The organism is Streptomyces sp. NPDC093546 (assembly GCF_044765045.1).
Lineage (GTDB): Bacteria > Actinomycetota > Actinomycetes > Streptomycetales > Streptomycetaceae > Streptomyces.
Genome location: NZ_JBIWJG010000002.1, coordinates 106,450 through 128,227 on the forward strand (window position 1 = coordinate 106,450; position 21,778 = coordinate 128,227).

General features: G+C 72.8%; 16 protein-coding genes and 4 tRNA genes. 10 read left to right on the forward strand and 10 right to left on the reverse strand.

Going from position 1 to position 21,778, the window contains the following annotated elements:
* Nucleotides 1-141: 141 nt before the first annotated feature.
* Nucleotides 142-648 carry a hypothetical protein gene (locus tag ACIRNI_RS03605; protein ID WP_403547968.1) on the forward strand — a complete coding sequence of 169 codons (507 nt, stop codon included), beginning with the start codon at nucleotides 142-144 and terminating at the stop codon, nucleotides 646-648.
* Nucleotides 649-1,981: 1,333 nt separating this feature from the next.
* Here the strand turns inward: ACIRNI_RS03605 and ACIRNI_RS03610 are convergent.
* Together ACIRNI_RS03610 and ACIRNI_RS03615 are read right to left on the reverse strand one after the other, a co-directional pair.
* Nucleotides 1,982-2,054 (reverse strand) — tRNA-Arg (locus tag ACIRNI_RS03610).
* A 342-nt stretch (nucleotides 2,055-2,396) separates the two neighbouring features.
* Nucleotides 2,397-2,490: transfer RNA gene (locus ACIRNI_RS03615), tRNA-Ser, on the reverse strand.
* Between the two features lie 245 nt (nucleotides 2,491-2,735).
* Here ACIRNI_RS03615 and ACIRNI_RS03620 point away from each other — a divergent pair.
* Complete coding sequence (locus tag ACIRNI_RS03620; RefSeq protein WP_403547970.1) at nucleotides 2,736-3,203, forward strand: SSI family serine proteinase inhibitor; 468 nt, start codon at nucleotides 2,736-2,738, stop codon at nucleotides 3,201-3,203.
* Between the two features lie 147 nt (nucleotides 3,204-3,350).
* Entirely contained in the window at nucleotides 3,351-6,965 is a 3,615-nt protein-coding gene (locus tag ACIRNI_RS03625; RefSeq protein WP_403547972.1) for a PAS domain-containing protein, read from the forward strand.
* Between the two features lie 232 nt (nucleotides 6,966-7,197).
* Here the strand turns inward: ACIRNI_RS03625 and ACIRNI_RS03630 are convergent, their stop codons facing one another.
* From ACIRNI_RS03630 to ACIRNI_RS03650, 5 genes are all read right to left on the reverse strand, one after another.
* A complete protein-coding gene (locus tag ACIRNI_RS03630; RefSeq protein ID WP_403547974.1) occupies nucleotides 7,198-8,853 on the reverse strand; it encodes a long-chain fatty acid--CoA ligase in 1,656 nt (551 codons plus the stop codon).
* A gap of 112 nt (nucleotides 8,854-8,965) precedes the next feature.
* The gene (locus tag ACIRNI_RS03635) at nucleotides 8,966-9,511 is read right to left on the reverse strand and encodes a SigE family RNA polymerase sigma factor (RefSeq protein WP_403547976.1); all 546 of its coding nucleotides are present in this window, start codon (nucleotides 9,509-9,511) and stop codon (nucleotides 8,966-8,968) included.
* 174 nt (nucleotides 9,512-9,685) lie between these two features.
* Nucleotides 9,686-9,760: transfer RNA gene (locus ACIRNI_RS03640), tRNA-Trp, on the reverse strand.
* Between the two features lie 102 nt (nucleotides 9,761-9,862).
* A tRNA-Ser gene (locus tag ACIRNI_RS03645) sits at nucleotides 9,863-9,949 on the reverse strand.
* Between the two features lie 79 nt (nucleotides 9,950-10,028).
* Nucleotides 10,029-11,393 carry a S1C family serine protease gene (locus ACIRNI_RS03650; RefSeq protein ID WP_403547977.1) on the reverse strand — a complete coding sequence of 455 codons (1,365 nt, stop codon included), beginning with the start codon at nucleotides 11,391-11,393 and terminating at the stop codon, nucleotides 10,029-10,031.
* Nucleotides 11,394-11,570: 177 nt separating this feature from the next.
* Here ACIRNI_RS03650 and ACIRNI_RS03655 point away from each other — a divergent pair, with 177 nt between their 5' ends.
* From ACIRNI_RS03655 to ACIRNI_RS03665, 3 genes are all read left to right on the forward strand, one after another.
* Nucleotides 11,571-12,374 carry a glycerophosphodiester phosphodiesterase gene (locus ACIRNI_RS03655; protein WP_403547979.1) on the forward strand — a complete coding sequence of 268 codons (804 nt, stop codon included), beginning with the start codon at nucleotides 11,571-11,573 and terminating at the stop codon, nucleotides 12,372-12,374.
* A gap of 62 nt (nucleotides 12,375-12,436) precedes the next feature.
* On the forward strand, nucleotides 12,437-13,063 hold the full coding sequence (locus tag ACIRNI_RS03660; RefSeq protein ID WP_403547981.1) for an ATP-binding protein: 627 nt from the start codon (nucleotides 12,437-12,439) through the stop codon (nucleotides 13,061-13,063).
* Nucleotides 13,064-13,203: 140 nt separating this feature from the next.
* Nucleotides 13,204-14,178: a DUF5926 family protein gene (locus ACIRNI_RS03665; RefSeq protein ID WP_403547983.1), complete on the forward strand. Its 975-nt coding sequence runs from the start codon at nucleotides 13,204-13,206 to the stop codon at nucleotides 14,176-14,178.
* Nucleotides 14,179-14,401: 223 nt separating this feature from the next.
* Here the strand turns inward: ACIRNI_RS03665 and ACIRNI_RS03670 are convergent, their stop codons facing one another.
* Together ACIRNI_RS03670 and ACIRNI_RS03675 are read right to left on the reverse strand one after the other, a co-directional pair.
* Complete coding sequence (locus ACIRNI_RS03670) at nucleotides 14,402-14,908, reverse strand: hypothetical protein (RefSeq protein WP_403547985.1); 507 nt, start codon at nucleotides 14,906-14,908, stop codon at nucleotides 14,402-14,404.
* Nucleotides 14,909-15,047: 139 nt separating this feature from the next.
* Nucleotides 15,048-15,737 (reverse strand): bifunctional DNA primase/polymerase, encoded by a 690-nt coding sequence (locus tag ACIRNI_RS03675; protein WP_403547986.1) that lies wholly within the window; start codon nucleotides 15,735-15,737, stop codon nucleotides 15,048-15,050.
* A gap of 587 nt (nucleotides 15,738-16,324) precedes the next feature.
* On the opposite strand from ACIRNI_RS03675, the gene ACIRNI_RS03680 reads away from it, so the two are divergent.
* Complete coding sequence (locus tag ACIRNI_RS03680) at nucleotides 16,325-17,884, forward strand: PP2C family protein-serine/threonine phosphatase (protein ID WP_403548797.1); 1,560 nt, start codon at nucleotides 16,325-16,327, stop codon at nucleotides 17,882-17,884.
* Nucleotides 17,885-17,972: 88 nt separating this feature from the next.
* Nucleotides 17,973-19,433, forward strand: coding sequence for an aminopeptidase P family protein (locus ACIRNI_RS03685; protein ID WP_403547988.1), 1,461 nt, complete (start codon nucleotides 17,973-17,975; stop codon nucleotides 19,431-19,433).
* A gap of 54 nt (nucleotides 19,434-19,487) precedes the next feature.
* On the opposite strand, the gene ACIRNI_RS03690 is transcribed toward ACIRNI_RS03685, so the two are convergent.
* On the reverse strand, nucleotides 19,488-19,928 hold the full coding sequence (locus ACIRNI_RS03690; protein ID WP_403547990.1) for an ATP-binding protein: 441 nt from the start codon (nucleotides 19,926-19,928) through the stop codon (nucleotides 19,488-19,490).
* A 191-nt stretch (nucleotides 19,929-20,119) separates the two neighbouring features.
* On the opposite strand from ACIRNI_RS03690, the gene ACIRNI_RS03695 reads away from it, so the two are divergent.
* Nucleotides 20,120-20,917 (forward strand): hypothetical protein, encoded by a 798-nt coding sequence (locus tag ACIRNI_RS03695; RefSeq protein ID WP_403547992.1) that lies wholly within the window; start codon nucleotides 20,120-20,122, stop codon nucleotides 20,915-20,917.
* Between the two features lie 85 nt (nucleotides 20,918-21,002).
* Nucleotides 21,003-21,773, forward strand: coding sequence for a YcnI family protein (locus ACIRNI_RS03700; protein ID WP_403547994.1), 771 nt, complete (start codon nucleotides 21,003-21,005; stop codon nucleotides 21,771-21,773).
* Nucleotides 21,774-21,778 lie beyond the last annotated feature (5 nt).

Below are 21,778 nucleotides of genomic sequence, written 5' to 3' on the forward strand. Positions count from 1 at the left end.
TGTAGGTCGGTCAGCCTCAGTCATTCCGGGCAGTAGACGGCCACTCCGGACGCCTACAGTCCATGGATGGTCAGCATGGTTGCTGTGCTTCTCTGCTGTACCGCATCTCCGTCTGTCAGTGCTGCATGGCACTGTGCCGCCATGACGACCACGACAGATCTCACCCTCTTCGCCGACTACTTCCAGATACACGTATCCGATGCGGATTCGGACGGTGATCTGAGCGACGCATGGACGGCCCAGGCCGTTGCCGATCACCTCGCAGTGGCACAGGATGCGCTGGGCATCGGCACGGCTGTCAATGTCAACGTATCCGTCACGGTTGTCGTCCTGCCCCAGGAGCCGGGTGATGACAGCTCAGAGTTTGATCACGTGGTTGAGGCCAGCCTCGATGTGTCGTTGGGTCGCATGGTGGTTCTGGGCTGCACGGATTACGCCCCCGACGCAGCTACGTTCGAGGTCCCGGCAGGCTGGAACCGCGTCCGCGTTTCCCGGAGCAACTTGGCTCGGGCAGTTCAGGCCGACATCGACTCTGACGAGAGCCCCGACACCATTGAGAAGATCCGCATCCAGGTGTGGCCAGCCCCGGAATTTCCAGCAAAGATCATCAAGCGGTGGTCGCAGCCCGACGACGAGCTCGACGCATAGGCCGGCGGAGTCTTTGACGGCTGGCTCGTGCGCCCGTCCTTCGAGCCGCACTGTCACCACGATCCGTTACCCATCACCCTCCCCAACTCCCATCCCGTGTGCCGTCGACCCACACGTATGTGAAGCGGGCGCGGTGCCGGGCGTCCAGGTGGAGCGCGCCACTGTACGAACGACCTGGACGCCCGGTGCCGTGTCTGCTCGGCTTGTCCTGGGTCGATGGCGGACGGGATGGGAGTTCCCCGCCTCAGCACCCCACCGGCCGGCGCCCGCGAACGGTCCCCCCTCCCGGAGTCGGAGCGCCCCCGCCGGAGGCATGTCGGTGACAGAGGGAACCGCGGCGGTTGGGGCTCGACTCATGCCCTTGGGCCTATCCCGCCAGGAGGGGCGGGCGTCGGCGCAGCGCGCGCGGAGCGGAGCCGGGAAGCCCGCCCGGCGGAGCGGAGCGCAGCCGGGTGCTTGATGAAGTAGAGAAAGTTCTACCGCGCCAGCTTCCGAACGGGCCGCTCTCCAACGACAGATGCCCCCTGACCAGCGCGTTTGCGTGCGTCCCAGACTGGCACATGCGTCTTGTGCGGGACTACTTGTCTCACATGAGACGGATCGGGAACATGAATGCATGGCCAGTCGACGGAACAGGACCCGGAGCAAGAGCACAGCATCACCCCGCCACGGGCAGACGACACCCCAGAGGCAAGCCCCCCCGGTCACGCCCGAAGATGCCCGAGCAAAAGCCGTGCAGCAGCTTCTGGCCCCTGGCGCAGAGCGGACGCGCATCGCTTCCGAACTGGAGCGGCTGGATACCGCACTCCGCCCCCTCGTCCTCTCCGCTGTCGAGGCTGGGGTTCCGTACCGCCGCATCGCCGAACTGACCAGCCTTTCACGGGCCACGGTGGCCCGCTGGAGTAAGTCCGAAGCCCCACTCGCCCAAGAGACAGCGCGGGCCGCACCCGAGAGCAGCGGGCACGGCCCTGCCGATCCGGAGGAGTCGACGACATGACGAATCGGCTTACCACCATCCTGCCCGAGACTGTCTGCATGGACTGTGACGGGACGGAACGAACAAGGGACGACGGATCAATCAGCGGGGTCCCGGGAGCCGACATCCCGTGCGGATGCACTGCACCATGCCCATGTGGGGGAACCGGGTGGATCACGCTTTGGGGGCCCGACCCTGAGAGCACGGTGCGCCACACCCTGCTACTGCGAGAAGGGCAAGCGCCAGGCCATGGCCCACCGGATGTTCCGGCACGACGCCTGACGGTTGCTGTACTTCGCTGCTGTACACCCCGGCAACGCAAGAGGCCCCGGATCTCTCCGGGGCCTCTCACCTGTGTGCACTCGGCAGGATTCGAACCTGCAACCTTCTGATCCGTAGTCAGATGCTCTATCCGTTAAGCTACGAGTGCTTGTGCTTCCCGGGTTTTTCTTCCCGGTCGGCGTTGCGGGAACAACATTACATGACCTGCGCCGTGACGCGAAATCCATTACCCAAACCGCCTCTGACCTGGGCAAATCACCCCGCCCCAAGATCCACAGGGCTGTAGATCGGGGGTCCGCGCGCCCGGGATCGGGGGCGAAGAGGGCCGCACGGGCGCTCCCCGCGGCCACCCGGCCGACAGGCGATCGGGTGAACCGGTCGCGAGCCGGGCGCGAGCCCGTCGCGAACCGGGGTGTCGCCGGGAAAGCCGGTGATCAGGGGCCGGGAACGGCCGAAGCCCCGGCCGTGGGGCCGGGGCTTCGGGTGGAGCTGGCGGAGGCGGAGGGATTTGAACCCTCGATGGGCTTTAAGGCCCAAACCGCATTAGCAGTGCGGCGCCATAGACCGGACTAGGCGACGCCTCCATAGCTGCACACCCACGCGAGCGCGAGTGGTGCGTGCGTGCAGATGATGACACAGCCCAGGGGGGTGTCACCAATCGCTCCTCACGGTACTAGGCGCGCAGGGCGCAGAGCAAAGGCTTACGGGTTGCGCAACGCGCGGTGTGGTGGAGCGTTAGTGACGTGAGGGATGCCAGGGCTTCCGGACCTCCGGGTGCCGTGGGCCGGGCATCCCGACGGTCTCGTGGTTCCGTACCCCTGGAGTTCGTATGCTGCGCCGTCTCGTCCTCACCACCGCCGCGTCCCTCGCCGCCCTCGGCGCCGCCGCGCCCGCCGCACTGGCCGGTACGACCGGGCCCCTGGTCCCCGACCTGCCGACGGTGCCGCTGCTCGCGGCGGCGACCGACAAGCTCACCGTCACCGTGGCCGACTCCGGGAACGCCGCGCTGGACGGCACCTTCGAGCTGGAGTGCGGCACGCGCACCGCCAGCGGCACCCACCCCAAGGTGCAGGGCGCCTGCAACCGGCTGGAGGAGCTGTCACAGGAGGGCAAGGACCCGTTCGCGCCCGTCGGCAAGGGCCAGATGTGCACGATGCAGCACGGCGGCGACGCGACCGCGCACATCACCGGCACCTGGCGCGGAGAGCAGGTGGACGCCCACTTCCGGCGGACCGACGGCTGCGAGATCCAGCGGTGGGACGCCCTCGAACCCGTACTGCCGAAGCCCGGCGCATAAGGGCGTTATAGGGGCGACAATCGTGCCGGTCCTGGCCGGAACCCGCACAGAACCTCCGCCGCGCCCGTCGCGCCTGCCTTTAGACTCCCTCCAGTGACAGGCCCCGGCCCGGGGGGTGGCAGTAGGTCAGTGGGAGGAAGCGTCGTCGTGAGCAGCAGGCCATCCCGAGGCGCTGCTCGCCTCGCAGCCATACTCGACGCGCTGCCGGACGGGCTCGTGCTCGTCAACGCGAACGGCACGGTCGTCAACGCCAACACCATCGCCCTGGAGATGTTCGAGACCCCGGGGACCGCGCTGGTGGGGCGCGGGTTGCTGGACCTGCTGCCCGCCTTCGACTCCCGGCTCATCCCCGGATCCATGCGCCGCCCGGAGGCCGCCGACGCGCGCGGACGGACCAAGCCGGCCCGCATGATCGCGCGGCGTACGGACGGGAGCGAGTTCCCGGTCGAGGTCACCAGCGCGAACCTCGAGGACGGGCGCGAGGCGTACGACTCGTACGGCGCCAACCCGCGGCCGTACACGGGCGACGAGCTGCTCATGCTCGTCGTCCGCGACCTGTCCGGGACCGTCGACACCGAGGCCGAGCTGGCCCGTTCGCAGCGCCAGACCGAGATGATCCTGCGCGCCGCGTCCGAGGGCGTCGTCGGCACGGACACCGACGGGCGGATCGTGCTCGTCAACCCGGCCGCCGCGCAGATCCTCGGCTGGCGCGCCAGCGACCTGGGCGGCAAGGAGCTGCACCCGCTGATGCTGCACTCGCGTGCGGACGGCGAGCCGTTCCCGTACGACGAGTCGCCGCTCGCCGACACGCTCCGCTCCGGGCGCAAGCACCGGGTGCGCGGCCAGGTGGTGTGGGCGAAGGACGGTTCGCCGGTGCCGGTGGACCTGACGACGGCGCCGGTGCGGGACGGGGACCAGCTCGTCGGCGCGGTGATGACCTTCACCGACCGGCGGCCGTACGAGGAGCTCGTCGAGCAGCACACGGCCGAGGTCACCGAGCTGACCGAGAAGCACGCCACCGAAATGGCCAATCTCAGCGAGCGGCTCTCCGTCGAGGTCGAGCGGCGCGAGGAGCGGTACGCGGCGCTGGCCGCCCGCCACGCCCAGCTGGCCGCCGTGCTCGGCGAGTCGCTGCGCGGGCCGCTGGAGGAGCTGCGCACCGAGCTGGGCACGCTCGCCGCCGACCCGGCCGGGCAGCTGTGGCCGGAGGCCAACCAGATCCTGCACCACCTGGCCGCCGGGTACGCCCGGATGACGACCCTGGTCGACAACGTGCTGGGCTACCAGCGGCTGGACGTCGGCGACGAGGAGCTGCGCAAGGACAAGGCGCTGCTCGACGCGGTCGTCGCGGCCGGTGTCGAGGGCGCGGTGGAGCTCATCGGCCCCGGGCGCGTGCAGTTCGCCGTGCACGCGCCGCCCATCGAGGCCGAGGTCGACGGCGTACGCATCTCCACGGCGCTCGCGCACCTGATCGCGGACGTGGCCGGGGTCGACTCCACCGGCAAGGCCCGGGTCCTGCCGGGCTCGGGCGGCGGTTACGTCGACTCGACGATCGTCGTCGCCGCCGCTCAGCGCGGTGATGTCGTACGCATCGAGGTGCGCGGGCCGTACGCCGGGGGCGACCCGGTGCACGAGCCGATCGTGCGCGGGATCGTCCGGGCGCACGGCGGTGTGCTCCAGACGCACGACGTGCCGGGGATGAGCGGGCACGCGTACGTGCTGGAGGTGCCGCTGGGGGCCGGGGCCGGGGCGGTGAAGCCGACGTCGTCTGCGCTGGCGATCGCGGGGCCCGAACCCGCGGAGACGGGCCCTGCGGAGGCCGAACCCGCCGAAACCGAAGCCGACACCAAGGCCACGGCGGAGGCCGGGGCCGAGACCGCGCCGACTGGTCCGGCACCCGCGCCCGCTCCCGTCCTGCCGGCTCAGCAGTCCGGTGACACTTCCGCGGGCGGTGCCTCCGGCGGCGGGCGGCGGCGGGCTCGGCGCGCTTCGACGGACGCGTTCCTGGAGAGTCCGGTGCGCGCCGAGGATCCGGTGGCCGGGCAGCCGACCGGACGGCGGCGCGGGAAGCCGAGCCCGGCGGAGGCCGAGGCCCCGGCCGAGGGCGCGGTCATGACGGCCGCCGAGAGCGCCCAGGGGCGCGCGGCGCGCGGGCAGACCGTGCCGCCGCAGGGCGTGCCCGTGGAGGCGGCGCCGGTCCCGGCGGCGGGGCTCCCGGCCCTGCCCGCGCCCGGCGGCACCCAGCCCGCCCAGCACCCGCAGGCCCCGCAGGCCGCTCCGACCGGGCGCCGTGCCCGGCGGGCGCTCGGCACCGCGCAGGAGCGTCCGGCGACGCCGCCCGAGGGCGCGCGCGCGGCGTTCGCGCTGCCGCCCGCCCAGGCGGACCGCCGCGCCCACGACGAAGGCCGCCACGACGCGGTGCGCGACGCCGCCGACGTCGACGCCGCCGCGCCCGTACGGACCGCACCGGACGCCGCACCGGACGCCGACCACACGCCGCCGCAGCCGCACCCGGTGCAGCCCCCGGCGCCCGCGCCGTCGGGTCGGCGCCGCGCGGCGCCGGAGACGGCCCCCGGGACGGCGACGGGAACCGGCACCGGTTCCGTACCGCTGCCGCCTGAGGCGCCGACCGGTGCTTCCGGTGCTTCCGGTCCTGCGGCCGGTCCTGCCGGCGAGGACAGCGGCAGCTCGACGCTGGGGCGCGCGTTCAGCGTGCGCACGCTCGGGCAGGGCGTGCCGTTCGCGCAGCAGATCGCCCAGCCGCAGGGCAACGCCCAGCCCGCCGCCACCCCCGCCACTCCGTCCGGGCGCCGCCGCAAGCTGGCGACGCCGCCTCCGGAGGGCGAACGCCCCGTACCCCCGCAGCCGCAGCCGCAGGCCCAGCCGCAGCCGTTGCTGTCCCCGCCCGCCGAGGGCCGCGCCTACGAGATAGGAGCGCCCGACGCGAACGCGGCCGAGGGCCCCGAGCCGCTCGACGGCCCTGGTGGTGCGGTCGAGGTGGCCAACCAGCCCGTCCCGCAGCCCGTCGACGACGAGTTGCCGCCCGAGCCGCTGGACAACCCGCGCCGGCTGCTGGTCTGGCCCGCGCCGGACGTCTCCACGCAGGAGGCGCTGAGCGAGCGCGGCTACCGGCCGGTGATCGTGCACTCGCGCGAGGAGGTCGACGCGCAGATCGCCGCGTTCCCGGCGGCGCTGTTCGTGGACCCGCTGACCGGGCCGATCACGCGCACAGCCCTGCAGTCGCTGCGCCAGGCGGCGGTGGCGGCCGAGGTGCCGGTGCTGCTCGCCGCGGGGCTCGGGCAGGCGACGCGGGAGGCGGCGTACGGCGCCGATCCGGCCGTACTGCTCAAGGCCCTGGCTCCGCGCGACAGCGAACAGCATCCGTCGCGCGTCCTGCTGATCGAGCAGCAGGAGGAGATCGCGCTCGCGCTGACGGCGGCGCTGGAACGGCGCGGGATGCAGGTGGCCCGGGCGGACGCCGACACCGACGCGGTCACGCTCGCCGCGCAGATGCGGCCGAACCTGGTCGTGATGGACCTGATGCAGGTACGTCGCCGGCGCGCCGGGATCATCGACTGGCTGCGCGCGAACGGGCAGCTGAACCGCACCCCGCTCGTCGTCTACACCTCGGCCGGTCTGGACGAGGCCGAACTGCCGAAGCTGGCCTCCGGCGAGACGGTGCTGTTCCTCGCGGAGCGCTCGACGAGCCCCGAGGTGCAGTCGCGGATCGTGGACCTGCTGGCGAAGATCGGTACGAACTAGGGGGTGTCTTGCCGATCAGGCCGGATCAGCGAGCGGGGTCTGGTGCGTGCGATCGCAAGGCGGAGGAGGGAGCCACTGCGGAGCATTGGCGACCGACGACAACGCGGCTGGGGGCACCCCCAGGCGAAGCTCTGGGGGAGCGCGTGCCAGGCGTCGCGAGCCCGGCAAGATCGGCAAGACACCCCCTAGAGCCAGGGGCGCCCCCCCCGAGTGGGGGCGCCCGGTTCGTGCGTCAGAGCTCGGTGACGTCCAGTTCCCCGGCCGCGTACTGGCGGCGGATGACCTTCTTGTCGAACTTCCCGACGCTCGTCTTCGGGACCGCGGGGACCGTCGCCCACCGCTCCGGCAGCTGCCACTTGGCGATCGCCATCTCGTCGGCGAGGAAGGCGCGGAGCGCCGCGTAGTCCGCGCTCGCGCCGTCCTTCAGGACCACCGTCGCCAGCGGGCGCTCGCCCCACTTCTCGTCCGGTACGGCGACGACGGCCGCCTCGGCGATCTCCGGGTGGGCCATGAGGGCGTTCTCCAGCTCGACCGACGAGATCCACTCGCCGCCCGACTTGATGACGTCCTTGGCGCGGTCGGTGAGCGTGAGGAAGCCCTCCGGGCTGATGACCCCGACGTCACCGGTCTTCAGCCAGCCGTCCGCGCTGAACTTGTCGTCCGGGCGGAGCGGTTCGCCGGACGGGCCGCCGTAGTACGCGCCCGCGATCCAGGGGCCGCGTACCTCCAGCTCCCCCGCCGACTCGCCGTCCCAGGGCAGGATGTCGCCGCCGGGGCCGACGAGCCGGGCCTCGACGCCGGCCGGGAAGCGGCCCTGGGTGACGCGGTACGGCCACTCCTCCTCGGCGGAGAGGCCGGCCGGCGGGTTCGCCGTGGTGCCGAGGGGCGAGGTCTCCGTCATGCCCCAGTTCTGGCAGAGGCGTACGCCGAGCTTGTCGTACGCCTCCATGAGGGCGGGCGGGCAGGCGGCGCCGCCGATGGTGACGCGGGCCATGGAGGAGAGGTCGCGGGGGCGGGCGGTGACCTCGGCGAGCAGGCCCTGCCAGATGGTGGGGACGGCGGCGGCGTGCGTGGGCTTCTCGCGCTCGATCATGTCGGCGAGCGGGGCGGGCTGGAGGAAGCGGTCGGGCATCAGCATGTTGACGCCGGTCATGAAGGTCGCATGGGGCAAGCCCCAGGCGTTGACGTGGAATTGGGGCACGACGACCAGGGTCGTGTCCTTGTTGGTGAGGCCCATGGACTCCGTCATGTTGACCTGCATGGAGTGCAGGTAGACGGAGCGGTGGGAGTACACGACGCCCTTGGGGTCGCCCGTGGTGCCGGAGGTGTAGCACATGACGGCGGCGGCCCGCTCGTCCAGCTCGGGCCAGTCGAAGGTGTCGGGGCGGTCCGCGATCAGCTCCTCGTAGTCGTGGACCCGGGGCGCCGCGTCGTCGAGGAGGGAGCGGTCGCCGGGGCCGGCGACGACGACGTGCTCGACCGTGGGGAGGTGCGGGAGCAGCGGGGCGAGGAGCGGGAGCAGGCTGCCGTTGACGATGACGACGCGGTCTTCGGCGTGGTTGACGATCCAGACCAACTGCTCGGCGGGCAGGCGCAGGTTGAGGGTGTGGAGGACGGCTCCCATGGAGGGAATCGCCAGGTATGCCTCGATATGCTCTGAGTTGTTCCACATCAGAGTGGCAATGCGCTCGTCGCCCGTGACGCCGAGCTCGTCGCGCAGGGCGCCCGCCAGCCGGGCGGCGCGCGCACCGGCCTCCGCGAAGCTGCGGCGGTGGGGCGCGGCGGGGTCGCCGGTCCAGGTGGTGATCTGCGACGCTCCGTGGATCGTCATCCCGTGGTGCAGGATGCGGGTCACCGTCAGCGGTACGTCCTGCATGGTGCTCAGCACGGCGTCCTCCCGTTGGGCGCAACGTGGCGTTAAGGGTGTGCAGATTCTGCGCACATACCACGTGGTATGTCACTACCCGGGAGCTACTCGGCGGTAGAAGATCCGGCGGGGCTCACCGCACGGGCGCCAGCTCCGGGTCCTCGCGGAGCTTGCCCAGCGCCCGCGAGACGGCGCTCTTGACGGTGCCGACCGACACCCCGAGCACCTCCGCCGTCTGCGCCTCGCTGAGGTCCTCGTAGTACCGGAGCACCACCATCGCGCGCTGGCGGTCGGGCAGCCTCACCACCGCCCGCCACATCGCGTCGCGCAGCGCCTGCTGCTCGGCCGGGTCGGGCTCGGGCAGCCCGTGCGGCTCCGGCAGCTCGTCGCAGGCGAACTCCTCGACCCTGCGCTTGCGCCACTGCGAGGTACGGGTGTTGATGAGGGCTCGGCGCACGTAGCCGTCGAGGGCGCGGTGGTCCTCGATGCGCTCCCACGCGACGTACGTCTTGGTGAGCGCGGTCTGCAGCAGGTCCTCGGCGTCGTTCGGGTTCGCGGTCAGCGACCGCGCGGTGCGCAGCAGCACGGGGCCCCGGGCCCGTACGTACGAGGAGAACGACGGGTATCCGGTGGCGGCGGTGGAGGCTCCGGTGCAGACGGGGCCGGCGGTCGCGGTCATGGGTCCACGCTAGGTTCGGGTACTACCCCGCAGGATCGCCCGCAGGTCCCGAACCGGGCTCCGCCTCAAGTTGTAGGGGCGCGGCGGCCCCCACCTCCTGAGGGTGGAGGAACGGCGCTCCGGCATCAGGGTCCGCCCGCGCACCCCGACCGCCCCGGCGACGGGAGGAAGGGGCGAAACCGGCCGGATTCGAACCGGCGTCCTCGCAGTTTTGGAGACCGCGCGCGACGACCTCTGCGCTACGGCTCCGCCCCGACGGGCATCTTAGGCACGCGCGTCCCCCGGAACGACGGAGGGCGAGCCCCTTCACTGGGGCCCGCCCTCCGGCCGGGTCGTTCTGGCGAACCGCTGCGGTGGGTGTGGGATTTGAACCCACGGTGACATCGCTGCCACGACGGTTTTCAAGACCGTTCCCTTAGGCCGCTCGGGCAACCCACCATGCTCCGCCCCAGCCGCCGGTAAGCGGCTGCGGAGCCGGCTACAGCCTACCGGCTGGCGGGGGTTCGGTGGTGAGGTGTCAGCTGTCGCCCTCGCGTTCGCCGAGGGTGACCTGGACCGTGGTCTCCTTGCCGCCGCGCTGGTACGTCAGCGGGATCGTGTCGCCCGGCTTGTGCGTCCAGATCTCGCTGATCAGGGTGGGGCCGCTGTCGATCACGCGGTTGCCGAACTTGGTGATCACGTCGCCCGGCTTCAGGCCCGCCTTCGCCGCCGGGCCGCCCGGGGTGACCGCCGGGGTGCCGCCGGCGCCCTGTTCGGCGATGGTGGCGCCCTCGCCCTCGTCCGTCATGTTCACGGTCGCGCCGATGACCGGGTAGACCGGGCGGCCGGTCTTGATGAGCTGTTCGGCGACGTTCTTGGCCTGGTTGACGGGGATCGCGAAGCCGAGGCCGACCGAGCCCGCCTGGGAGGAGCCGAGGCCGCCGCTGCCCGGGGACTGGATCGCGGAGTTGATGCCGATCACCGCGCCGCGGGCGTCCAGGAGCGGGCCGCCGGAGTTGCCCGGGTTGATCGAGGCGTCGGTCTGCAGGGCGCTCATGTACGAGTTCTTGCCGCTGGAGCCGTCGCCGGAGGCGACCGGGCGGTTCTTGGCGCTGATGATGCCCGTCGTGACCGTGTTGGACAGGCCGAAGGGCGCGCCGATCGCGATCGTCGAGTCGCCGACCGCCACCTGGTCGGAGTTGCCGAGGGGGAGCGGGGTCAGGCCGGAGGGGGCGTTCTTGAGCTTGAGGACCGCCACGTCGTAGCCCTGGGCGCGGCCGACGACCTCGGCGTCGTACTTCTTGCCGTTCGAGAACGTCGCGGAGACCGTGCCGCCCTCCGCCGCCGAGGCGACCACGTGGTTGTTGGTGAGGATGTGGCCTTCCTTGTCGTACACGAAGCCGGTGCCCGTGCCGCCCTCGCCGTCCGAGCCGCCGGCCTTGGCCTCGATGGTCACGACGCTCGGCAGCGCCTTGTTCGCCACCGCGGCGACCGTGCCCGGGTCCCGCTTGAAGGCGGGCGCGTCACCGGCGGCGACGGTGGTGGAGGTGACGGAGCTGTCGTTGCGCTCCGCCGCCCAGTAGCCGATGCCTCCGCCGACACCGCCCGCCACCAGGGCCGCCACCAGCACGGCCGCGACCAGGCCGCCCCGGCCGCCGCGGCCCGACCGGGCGGCCGGGGCGGGGGCCGGAGGGACCGGGGAGCCCCAGCCGCCGGTGGTGGGCGCGGCGGGCGGGGCGGGCGGCGGCGGGGGCAGGGGCGCGCCCGCGGCGGGCACGGCGGTGGTGGTCTCCGTCGCGGCCGACGCGGGCGCCGGGTCGGACGGCGTGGACACGGAAGGCGCGGAGGGCGGGGACGGCGGCACGGGAGGTGTGGACGCAGTGCCCTCGTTCTCGGTGCTCACAGCTCGGTCTCCTTGGTTTCCACGTCGTCTTCGGGCAAGGTTCCAGGGTTCCAGTCAGCTTTTCCCACGGGCCGTCAGGCCACTGTAAGCCGGACCTGTGTGTTGCGCCCCCCTCCTTTACTTAGGGAGAAATCGGGCACCCGCCCGGCGTCCGGCGCCATCTGGCACCATGACGCGGTGACCCACGCACGGCAGCAGCCCCCGATCCAGGTCGTCGCTCACCGAGGCGCCTCCGAGGACGCACCGGAGCACACGCTCGCCGCGTACATCAAGGCCATCGAGGATGGTGCGGACGCCCTCGAGTGCGATGTGCGGCTCACCGCCGACGGCCACCTCGTCTGCGTCCACGACCGCCGCGTCAACCGGGTCTCCAACGGCCGCGGCGCCGTCTCCGCCCTGGAGCTCGCCGACCTCGCCGCCCTCGACTTCGGCGCCTGGAAGGACATGGAGGAGAGCCCGGACTGGCGCGACCCCCAGTTCACCTCCGTCCTCACCCTCGAACGGCTCCTGGAGCTGGTCGCCGACGCCGGCCGCCCCGTCGAGCTGGCCATCGAGACCAAGCACCCCACGCGCTGGGCCGGCCAGGTCGAGGAGCGGCTGATCGAGCTGCTCCGCCGCTTCGGGCTGACCCAGCCCCGGCCGGGCACGACCTCTCCCGTACGGGTCATGAGCTTCTCCGCCCGCTCGCTGCAGCGGGTCGCGGCGGCCGCGCCCGCCCTGCCGACCGTGTACCTGATGCAGTTCCTGTCGCCCCGGATGCGCGACGGGCGGCTGCCGGCCGGTTCGCGGATCGCCGGGCCGTCCATCCGGATCCTGCGCAACAACCCCGCGTACATCTCGCGGCTCCACCGCGCCGGGAACCGTGTCCACGTCTGGACGGTGGACGAGCCGCAGGACGTCGAGCTGTGCGTGGCGCTCGGCGTGGAGGCGATCATCACCAACCGCCCGAAGCACGTGCTGTCCCAGCTGGGCCGGCTGTAACGGCAGCCACTCCCGTTACGGGGAGTGCTCCGGCGCGTTCGGAACGTGAGTGCGCGTGGCGAGTGCGTCACCGTATCCGGACTGGCCGGTTTCCGGTCCAGGCCATTGGGGCATCCACAACGTGGCGTGGGGCGAAGGAGGTCTCGGGGGTGGCGTTGGTGGTGGCACAGGAAGTGCCCACGTCGTCGAGCATGGCCGTGCCCCATGGCCCTGCGGGCGTGGGTGAGGCGCGACACCGGATGCGGCGGGAACTGCGCCGCAGCGGGATGTCCGAATCGGTCGTCGACGACGCCGTACTCGTCCTATCCGAACTTCTCAGCAACTCCTGCCGGCACGGCAGGCCGCTCGACCGGCGGGAGGTCGGGGACGGTGACGTCCTCGCCGCCTGGCGCGTCGACGCGAGCGGCGCGCTGACGGTCGAGGTGACGGACGGGGGCGGTCCCACCCGGCCGGTTCCGGCCACGCCCTCGGTCACCGCGCGCGGCGGCCGCGGGCTGAACATCATCAGCGCCCTCGCCCAGGACTGGGGCGTACGCGACGGCGCCGCCGGCGAGGTCACCGTGTGGGTCCTGCTCACCGAAGGGCATCGCCGCGACGACTTCGCTACGCGCGTCACCGGGCCGTCCACCGCGACGACCGGACCCGGTTTCGATTTCCTGGACGCGTACGACGCGTACGACCCGCTGTGAGCCGTAGCTCCGACCCCGTACCCGTGTGGACGGCTGCGGTCGACGGACGAGTCGGTCGCTGAGCGTCCCGGCCGCCGCATGCGGCTAGGCTCGCGGCCGACACAGGACTGCCGCACCGCCACCACGGGAGAAGCCACACCATGGGCAAGAAGCGACCCCAGACCAAGGCCGGGAAGCCACAGGCTCAGCTGACCGACGGGGAGATTCCGGTCGTCGGGGCCCGCGAGCCCTGCCCGTGCGGTTCCGGGCGCCGTTACAAGGCCTGCCACGGCCGCGCCGCCGCGCACGCGGTGACCGAGCTCGTCCAGCGGCCCTTCGAGGGTCTGCCCGGCGAGTGCGACTGGGTGGCCCTGCGCGAGCTGGTTCCGGCCGCGACCGCCGCGCTGCGCCTCAAGGGCGGGCTGCCGGAGGGCGTGCCGTCCGTGACGCTCGCGACCGTCCTGCCCATGGCCTGGCCTGCGCTGCGCCGCGACGACGGCTCGGTGCTCCTCGCGCTGCAGAACGACACCTCCTCCGGTGACCTGAGCCGGGACCTCGCCGACACCCTCCAGCGCGCGCTGGCCGCCCAGCCGGGCACGCCGGTCGCCGCACAGAGGGTTTCGGCCGAAGGCCCGCGCCTCCAGGACCTGCTGGATCCGGACGCTTCCTTCGAGCCGGCCGTCCACACGGGCTTCGAGTTCTGGGTGCCGGACTCCGAGCAGAGCGCGTCGCCCGAGGTGGCCGCGTCCCTGGAGCGGGCCAACGCCGCCGCCATCCCCACGGTCCGGCTCTCCGGCGTGGACGCGGCCTACTGGTGCGAGACGCCCGAGAAGAACCACCTGCGCTGGGTCATGCCGCACCCGGAGGAGCAGCTCCTCGACGCGCTCGCCCGGCTGCACGCCGCCGGTACGTCCTCGCTGGGCGAAGACACCCGCCTGGTGGGCTCGTTCCGCGCGCACGGCCTGGTCGTCCCGGTGTGGGATCTGCCGAGCACGATGGGCGCGAAGGAGTGCGAGCAGCCGGCCGCCGAGTTCGCCGAGCGGCTGGCGGGGGCGCTCACGGTGGACGCGCCGCTGAGCCCGGAGGAGCGCCGGGCACGCGGCGGTCTCACCAACCGCCAGGTGACGCTGAGCTGAACGGCGGGTGGCCGCCGCCACATCCCGACCGGTCGGTGACCTCCGCCACAATTTCCTCTATCGCGGGTAAATACCTGACCGAATAAGAGAGATCGAATTTGCGAACAGCCGATCTCTTGTTACGGTGCTGGAAGCCCGGTCGCTGGTGCATCCCCCGTCGCCAGCGACCGGGCGCTTCACTTTCTGCGGAATGCAGCCTTCCGCTTCTCCGCCGCCGGACGCGTCAACCGGCGGACCGCGCGGGCGAGTTGGCCATCGCGCTCCCCGATCGCAGCAGCAGCGGACTCGTCTCCGCGTCACCGCTCGCCGCGAACTCCGCCACCGCCGCGTATTCACCGGGCATTCCCCGCCGCGGCGCCCTCGGCGTCTCGCACGCGCCCGGCTCATCGTCCGCCGGCACCGCGCAATGCGTTTGCAGAGTGCGGCCGCCCGGCCCCATCAGCGCCAGCACCGCCGCCAGTTCGCCGCCCGTCGCATTGCGGTAGTACGTCCGCGCCCACGTCTCGCGCCCCTCGGCGAGGACGCACGTCTGGGCCTCCACGCCGTCCGGCGAGACCAGCTCGGGGCCGCACCGCGCGGTGGCGCCCCGTACGGCCGCACCGCCGTGCGCGGAGGAGTGGGAGAAGTCGGGGCCGGGGCCCGGAGACCCGGCCGGGCCCGCGGACGCCGCCAGCGGCAGCGACGCGGCGAACACCACGACGGCCCCGATCCCGATCGTACGGAGATTCATGGCGGCCCCTTCTCGACGGTGCGCCGGCGCACGCCGACGATAGCGACGGACGGCGGCCGTCCGGCGGGGCGCGCACCCGATTCCCGTACAACTGGGCCCGGCTCGCACCCGTACGAGTGAAGCCATCCGGTCGCGCGGGTCAGTACCGCAGCCGGCTTCCGCCGTCGGGCGTGCTCGTGCTCGCCTCGACCAGCGCGTCCACCACCGCCTCCACGTCCGGCAGCCATGGCGACGCCGACCCGGCGAGCGGGGCCCGCTCCCAGCGCACCTGGCCCGTCCCGGTGTCGGACGGCGGCAGCAGCAGATAGCCGCCCTCCCCGTGGAAGCGCAGCGAGCTCGGCACCCGGTCCTTGGCGTAGAGCAGCTCACCGAGCTGTTCGAGCGTGTACGGGGCGACCAGCAGCGACCACCGCGTGGGCGTCGCCACCACCGGGCCGAGCCGGATGCCCATCGCGTCCAGCGCCGCCAGGGCGCGCGCCCCCGCGACCGCGGGCAGGCTCAGCGCGCACGGCGCGCGGCCCCCGGTGGCGAGCACGACCGGGGCGTCGGGGCGGTTCGCCCACCACCAGCGCACCAAGCGCGCGTCCGTGGAGGCCGCGAGGAGCTCCGGGTCGAAGGGGTGTGCGCCGGGTACGACGCACTCGGGGTCCGGGCAGGCGCAGACGAGGCCGCGCTGCCGCTCACCGCGTCCGCCGGCCGCCGCGAGTCCCACGCCGGGGAGTACGGGCCAGCGCCATTCGGTGGCGTACAGCAGTGCCGCGTCCACGTGGGCAGGCCTCCTCTTGCGCCGGAACCGGAGCCTGCGTCGCCTTCCGAGGATCTCGCGCATGAGCGCTCGTTCCTTTCCGTTGAACGCCGAGGTCCACATCATCACGTGCGTGCGTCGTGCTTCGTGCGTGCGTGACAGCACGTGAGCGTTACTTCACCGTGCGTACGAGCCGTTGTCCCGCCATCCGGCCTGGTGCTCCTGCCGGTGGCATACGCCGGCCCCTCTTCGCCTGCGGCAAGCAACACCGCTGGGGGCCGAGCGGGGGCTGTCATCCCCCCGGGCCGTCGTCCCGTGGGCTGTCGTCCGTTTCGCGCGTGGCGAGGGTGGCACGCTCATGGCGCTCGCTGCCGCCCCGTTCGGCTCCGCCCCGCACCCGGGGACGGGGCGAGGCCTCTGGTGGTAAGGACGCCAGGGCTTCCCTCGAAGGTTCCGAGCCCGCCCCAACTGCCCCTGGCCGTCACCGTTTACGTACCCAGCCCGCTCGGAATGACGCTCGGCCCGGACCGTCGTCCCCCGACTCGGGTCCCGGGCAGGGCCCCTTTCGAACGGGCTCAGTCGACCGCAAAAGCCGCCCACAGGGGGCATTTTTGAGCCAAGTTCGGCCTCTTGTAAATACGTCGGTGAACACCGCGCGTCCCGCCGGGACAATGCTGGACATCCCCTTACTTCTGCGTGTACATGTGGTTGCAGTGATAGCGGCGCAGAATGACATGGGGGTTTGCGATGCTATTGAGCGAAACGCACCAGCCGGAAAGCCGGCTGCCATGAGCGCCCCTCACGTGCCGAAAGTGGCTGGAATCGATCCAACGGTCCCCGCCCCCGCGCACACTGCGACGCCCTCCCTGCCGGGCATCCCGCCCCCGCCGGCCGCCCCCGGCGCGGCCACGGGCCCGCCGCCCGGTCCCCCGCCCGCCGCGCTGATCCAGGACCGCCTGGCGGGCTGGGTCTCCGACCTGACCACCCTCCACGAACTCACCGAGCGGCTCACCCGCACCGCCACCCTCGACGACGCCCTGCACGAACTGCTCCGCGCCGGTGCCGCCCTCGTCGGCGCCCGCCGCGGCATGGCCGTCCTCGAACCGGCCGACGGCCTCGGCCCCGCCACCACCGTCGGGCTCGGCCTCGCCCACGCCGACCTCGGCACCATCGAAACCGTGCCGCGCAGCGCCACCTCGTACGGCCGCATCCTGGAGGGCCTGCCCGACGGGCGGCCGCCGGACCCGGTCGCCGTGCCCGACCTGCTCGGCGAGGAGGACCTCGACCCCCGCCACCGCGAGGTCGCCGCCCGCCTCGGCTTCGCCGCCAGCTACGCCGTCCCGCTCGCCACCCGGACCGCCGGGAAGCTCGGCGCCGCCGTCTGGCTCTACGACGAGCCCGCCGAACCGCCCGAGCGCGCCCGCCACCTCGTCGGCCTCTACGGCCGGCACGCCTCCGAGCACCTCGCCCGCCTCCTCGAACTGGAACGCGCCCGCGCCACCGTGGCCACGCTCACCGAGGAGCTGCTGCCCAGCCGGCTCCCTCGCGTTCCGGGCGTCCGGCTCGCCGCGCGGCGCCGCACCTCCGCCCGCGGCGGCGGCGAGTGGTACGACGCGCTGCCCCTGCCCGAGGGCGGCCTGGGCCTGGCCGTCGGCTCCGTCTCCGGCACCGGGCCGAGCGCCCTGGCCGCGACCGGGCGGCTGCGCGCCTCGCTGCGGGCGTACGCCGTGATGGAGGGCGAGGACCCCGTCGCCGTCCTCTCCGACCTGGAGCTGCTGCTGCGGCTGACCGAGCCGGCCCGCTCCGCCACCGCGCTGTTCGCGTACGCCGAGCCGGCGCGGAGGAAGCTCCTGCTGGCCGGGGCCGGGCACACACCGCCGCTGATCGTGGGCGAGCGGCGCACCGAGTACGTCGAGACCTCGCTCTCCGCGCCGCTGGGCATGCTCGCCTGCTGGGAGGCGCCGAGCGTGGAGATCACCGTCGAGCCCGGCGAGACCGTGCTCCTCTACACGGACGGCCTGCTGCGGCGCACCGGCGAGTCCGGCGAAGCCGAGTCCATGGACCGGGCCTTCGCGCGGCTGCACGCCGCGGCCGCGTCCGTACCGAGGGCCGACCGGGCCGACCCGGGCGCGATCGCGGACCACGTGCTGCGGACGCTGCTGCCGGAGGAGGCCGGGGCGGTGGCCGGGGAGGCGGAGGACGTGGTGCTGCTGGCGGCCCGTTTCGAGTGATCCGGACGGGTGACTTACGGCCCTGGGGGCGGCCTGCGCACAACCGTACGATGGGGATAGTTCAGCGTCGTACAACAGGAGGCGGACCGTGGCCGAAGAGCTCACCCCGGAGACCCCGGAAGAGGCCGAAGAGCCCATCAAGCAGCGGAAGAACGGACTGTACCCGGGCGTGTCCGACGAGCTCGCGGAGAACATGAGGAGCGGCTGGGCCGACACCGAGCTGCGTGACCTGGAGCCGATCCCCCAGGCCGACCGGACCGCCGAGCGGCGTGCCGCGCTCTCGCGGCACTTCCCCGGCGAGCGGCTCGTCATCCCGTCCGGCAACCTGAAGACGCGGTCCAACGACACCGAGTACGCCTTCCGGCCGTCGACCGAGTACGCGTACCTCACCGGCGACGACACCCACGACAGCGTCCTGGTGCTGGAGCCCCGGCGCGGTGAGGGCCACGACGCCACGCTCTACCTGCTGCCCCGCTCCAACCGCGAGAACGGCGAGTTCTGGCTGGACGGCCAGGGCGAGCTGTGGGTCGGCCGCCGGCACTCGCTGAGCGAGGCCGAGCAGCGGCTCGGCATCCCCGCCAAGGACGTCCGCGAGCTGGCGGCCGCCCTCAAGGAGGCCACCGGCCCGGTGCGCGTCGTGCGCGGGCACGACGCCGGCATCGAGGCCGCCCTGACCGACAAGGTCACCGCCGAGCGCGACGAGGAGCTGCGCGGCTACCTCTCCGAGGCCCGCCTGGTGAAGGACGCCTTCGAGATCGGTGAGCTGGAGCGCGCCTGCGCGTCCACCGCACGCGGCTTCGAGGACGTCGTACGCGTCCTGGACAAGGCGCAGGCGACCAGCGAGCGGTACATCGAGGGCACCTTCTTCCTGCGCGCCCGCGTCGAGGGCAACGACGTCGGCTACGGCTCCATCTGCGCGTCCGGACCGCACGCCACCACGCTGCACTGGGTGCGCAACGACGGCCCCGTGCGGGCGGGAGACCTCCTGCTGCTCGACGCCGGCGTGGAGACGACCACCTTCTACACCGCGGACGTCACGCGCACGCTGCCCGTCAGCGGCCGCTTCACCGACCTCCAGCGGAAGATCTACGACGCCGTGTACGAGGCCCAGGAGGCCGGCATCGCGGCGGTGAAGCCGGGCGCCAAGTACCGCGACTTCCACGACGCGGCGCAGCGCGTGCTCGCGGAGCGGCTCGTCGAGTGGGGCCTGGTCGAGGGCCCGGTCGAGCGCGTCCTGGAGCTGGGCCTCCAGCGCCGCTGGACCCTGCACGGCACCGGCCACATGCTCGGCATGGACGTCCACGACTGCGCGGTCGCGCGGACGGAGACGTACGTCGACGGCGTGCTGGAGCCGGGCATGTGCCTGACCGTCGAGCCGGGCCTGTACTTCCAGGCCGACGACCTGACGGTGCCGGAGGAGTACCGCGGCATCGGTGTCCGGATCGAGGACGACATCCTCGTCACGGAGGACGGCAACCGGAACCTCTCCGCCGCGCTGCCGCGCCGCTCGGACGAGGTCGAGGCGTGGATGGCGGAGCTCCAGGGCTGAGCCCGTCGCCCTGACCGGCCGGGTGCGGTTGCCCGGCCGGTCGGTCCAGGCCGGTCAGGACGCCACCAGCGGCGCGTCCGGCTTCCACTTGATGATCTTGTCGAAGCTGACCACCGCGCCGCCCCGTCCCGATCTGTTCCCGATGTGGACGTGGTCCGCCAGCTCCTCGATGAGGCTCAGGCCCCGGCCGTGCTCGGCCTCCGGGGTCGCCCTGCGGGGTGGGCGCAGGGGGCCCGTGGGGAAGCCCGGACCCGAGTCGGCCACCTCGATGCGGCACTTCTCGCCGTCCAGATACGCGGTCACCCGGTACTCGGCGGAGCCGTCCCCGCAGCCGTGCTCGACCGCGTTCGCGCAGGCTTCGCTGAGCGCGAGCGACAGGTCGTACGAGATCTCCGGATCGACGCCCGCGGTTTCCATGGTGCCCAGGAGGAGGCGACGGGCGAGCGGCACGCTCGCAGCCTCGCGCCGCAAGTGGAGAGACCACCAGATGCTCATGCTCCAGCCTCCTGGCTGCGGCTCGACATATCGATTCGTATTGCCCCCACTTGTCGGTCGTAAGCGCCGCGTTGACGCGCAAACCCTCATTCGGCGGATGTGCGTAGCCCGTACGCCGTTGTATGTCGCAAAGGGAATCTTCCGGACCTGCCGTGTGGGCGCGCGGGGCGCGGTGCGATGATGGCCCGGCCATGTCTGCCCTTCCCGCCGCGCCACGGCTGCTGAGGGCCGCGGTGTTCGCCGCGGTCTGCGTCGTGCTGTCCGGGGTGGGGCACGCGCTCGCCGCCTGCGCGGCCGTCCCGTGGTGGACGCTGGCCGTCGGGTTCGCCGGCGTCTTCGCCGCCGTCGCGCCCTTCGCCGGGCGGCAGCGGTCCCTGCCCGTGATCGCGGGCTCGCTGGCGGGCGGCCAGCTGGCGCTGCACACGCTCTTCGGGCTCGGACAGGGCCGGCACCTCGCGCTCGGCGGCGCCCAGGCGGACGAGGCCCTCATCCGGACCGCCGCCAAGCTGGTGTGCGGGGCCGGAGCCTCCTCGCTCAGCCCCGCCGACGCCCGGCGGATCGTCACCCTGGCCGGTATCGACCCGGCGACCGCCGCCGCGGCGCACACGGGGCACGCGGGGTACGTCGGCCATGCCGCCGAGCCCGCCGCCGGGCTGTGGCCCAGCCTGCCCATGGTCCTCGGCCACCTGCTGGCGGCCCTGGTGACCGGCTGGCTGCTGCGCCGCGGTGACCTCGCGCTGCTGAAGCTCGGCCGGCTCTCCGCGCACGGCGCCGCCGAGGTCGCCGACGCGGCCCTCGTACGCGGCCTGCGCGCCGCCCTCGTCCTCGTACGCGCCCTGGTCTCCGGGCTGCCCGCGCTGCCCGCGGGCGGGCCGCGTCCGCCGCGTACCGACGACGACCGGCCGGCGCCCGCCGCGGCGGAGGCACTTCTCCACACGGTGATCAGGCGCGGCCCCCCGGCCGTATCCACCTGCGTCCTCGCAGCCTGACACGGCCCACTCGACGGGAGCGGGCCGTGGTGCGCGCCCGCGCGCACGCCGCCTACCTCTCACCGCATGTGGAGTGTGTTCCCCCATGAACGTTTCGCGTACGAACGTGTCCCGCGTCGCCCTCGCCGCCGGCGTCGCCGTCTCCTCCGTCGTCCTGCTCTCCGGCACCGCCTTCGCGCACGTCAGCGTGCAGCCGCAGGGCGAGGCGGCGAAGGGCGGGTACGCCACCGTCAGCTTCAAGGTCCCGAACGAGCGCGACAACGCCTCGACCGTGAAGCTGGAGGTCTCCCTCCCCGCCGCGTACCCGCTGGCCTCCGTGTCGACGCAGCCCGTGCCGGGCTGGAAGGCCGAGGTCACCAAGACCAAGCTGGCCACGCCGCTGGAGGTGCACGGCAAGAAGATCACCGAGGCCGCCACGAAGATCACCTGGACCGCGGCCGGCTCGAAGATCGCACCCGGCGAGTTCCAGCAGTTCACGGTCTCGATGGGCCGGCTCCCCGAGAACACCGACCAGCTCGTCTTCAAGGCCCTCCAGACGTACGACAACAAGGAGGTCGTCCGCTGGATCGAGGAGCCGAAGGAAGGCGCGGCGGAGCCGGAGAGCCCCGCGCCCGTCCTGAAGCTGTCCGCCGCGACGGACGACCACCACGGGGGCGGCGCGGCCGCCACGGCCTCCGACGACGAGAAGGCGAAGGGCCACGGCACGGAGACGAAGGCCTCCGACGCCGACTCCGCCGGCTCCTCCGACACCACCGCCCGGGTCCTGGGCATCGTCGGCATCCTGGTCGGTGCCGCCGGTGTCGCCTTCGGCGTCCTGGCCGGGCGGCGCCGTACCGACGCCGACGCGTCGGCCTGACGACG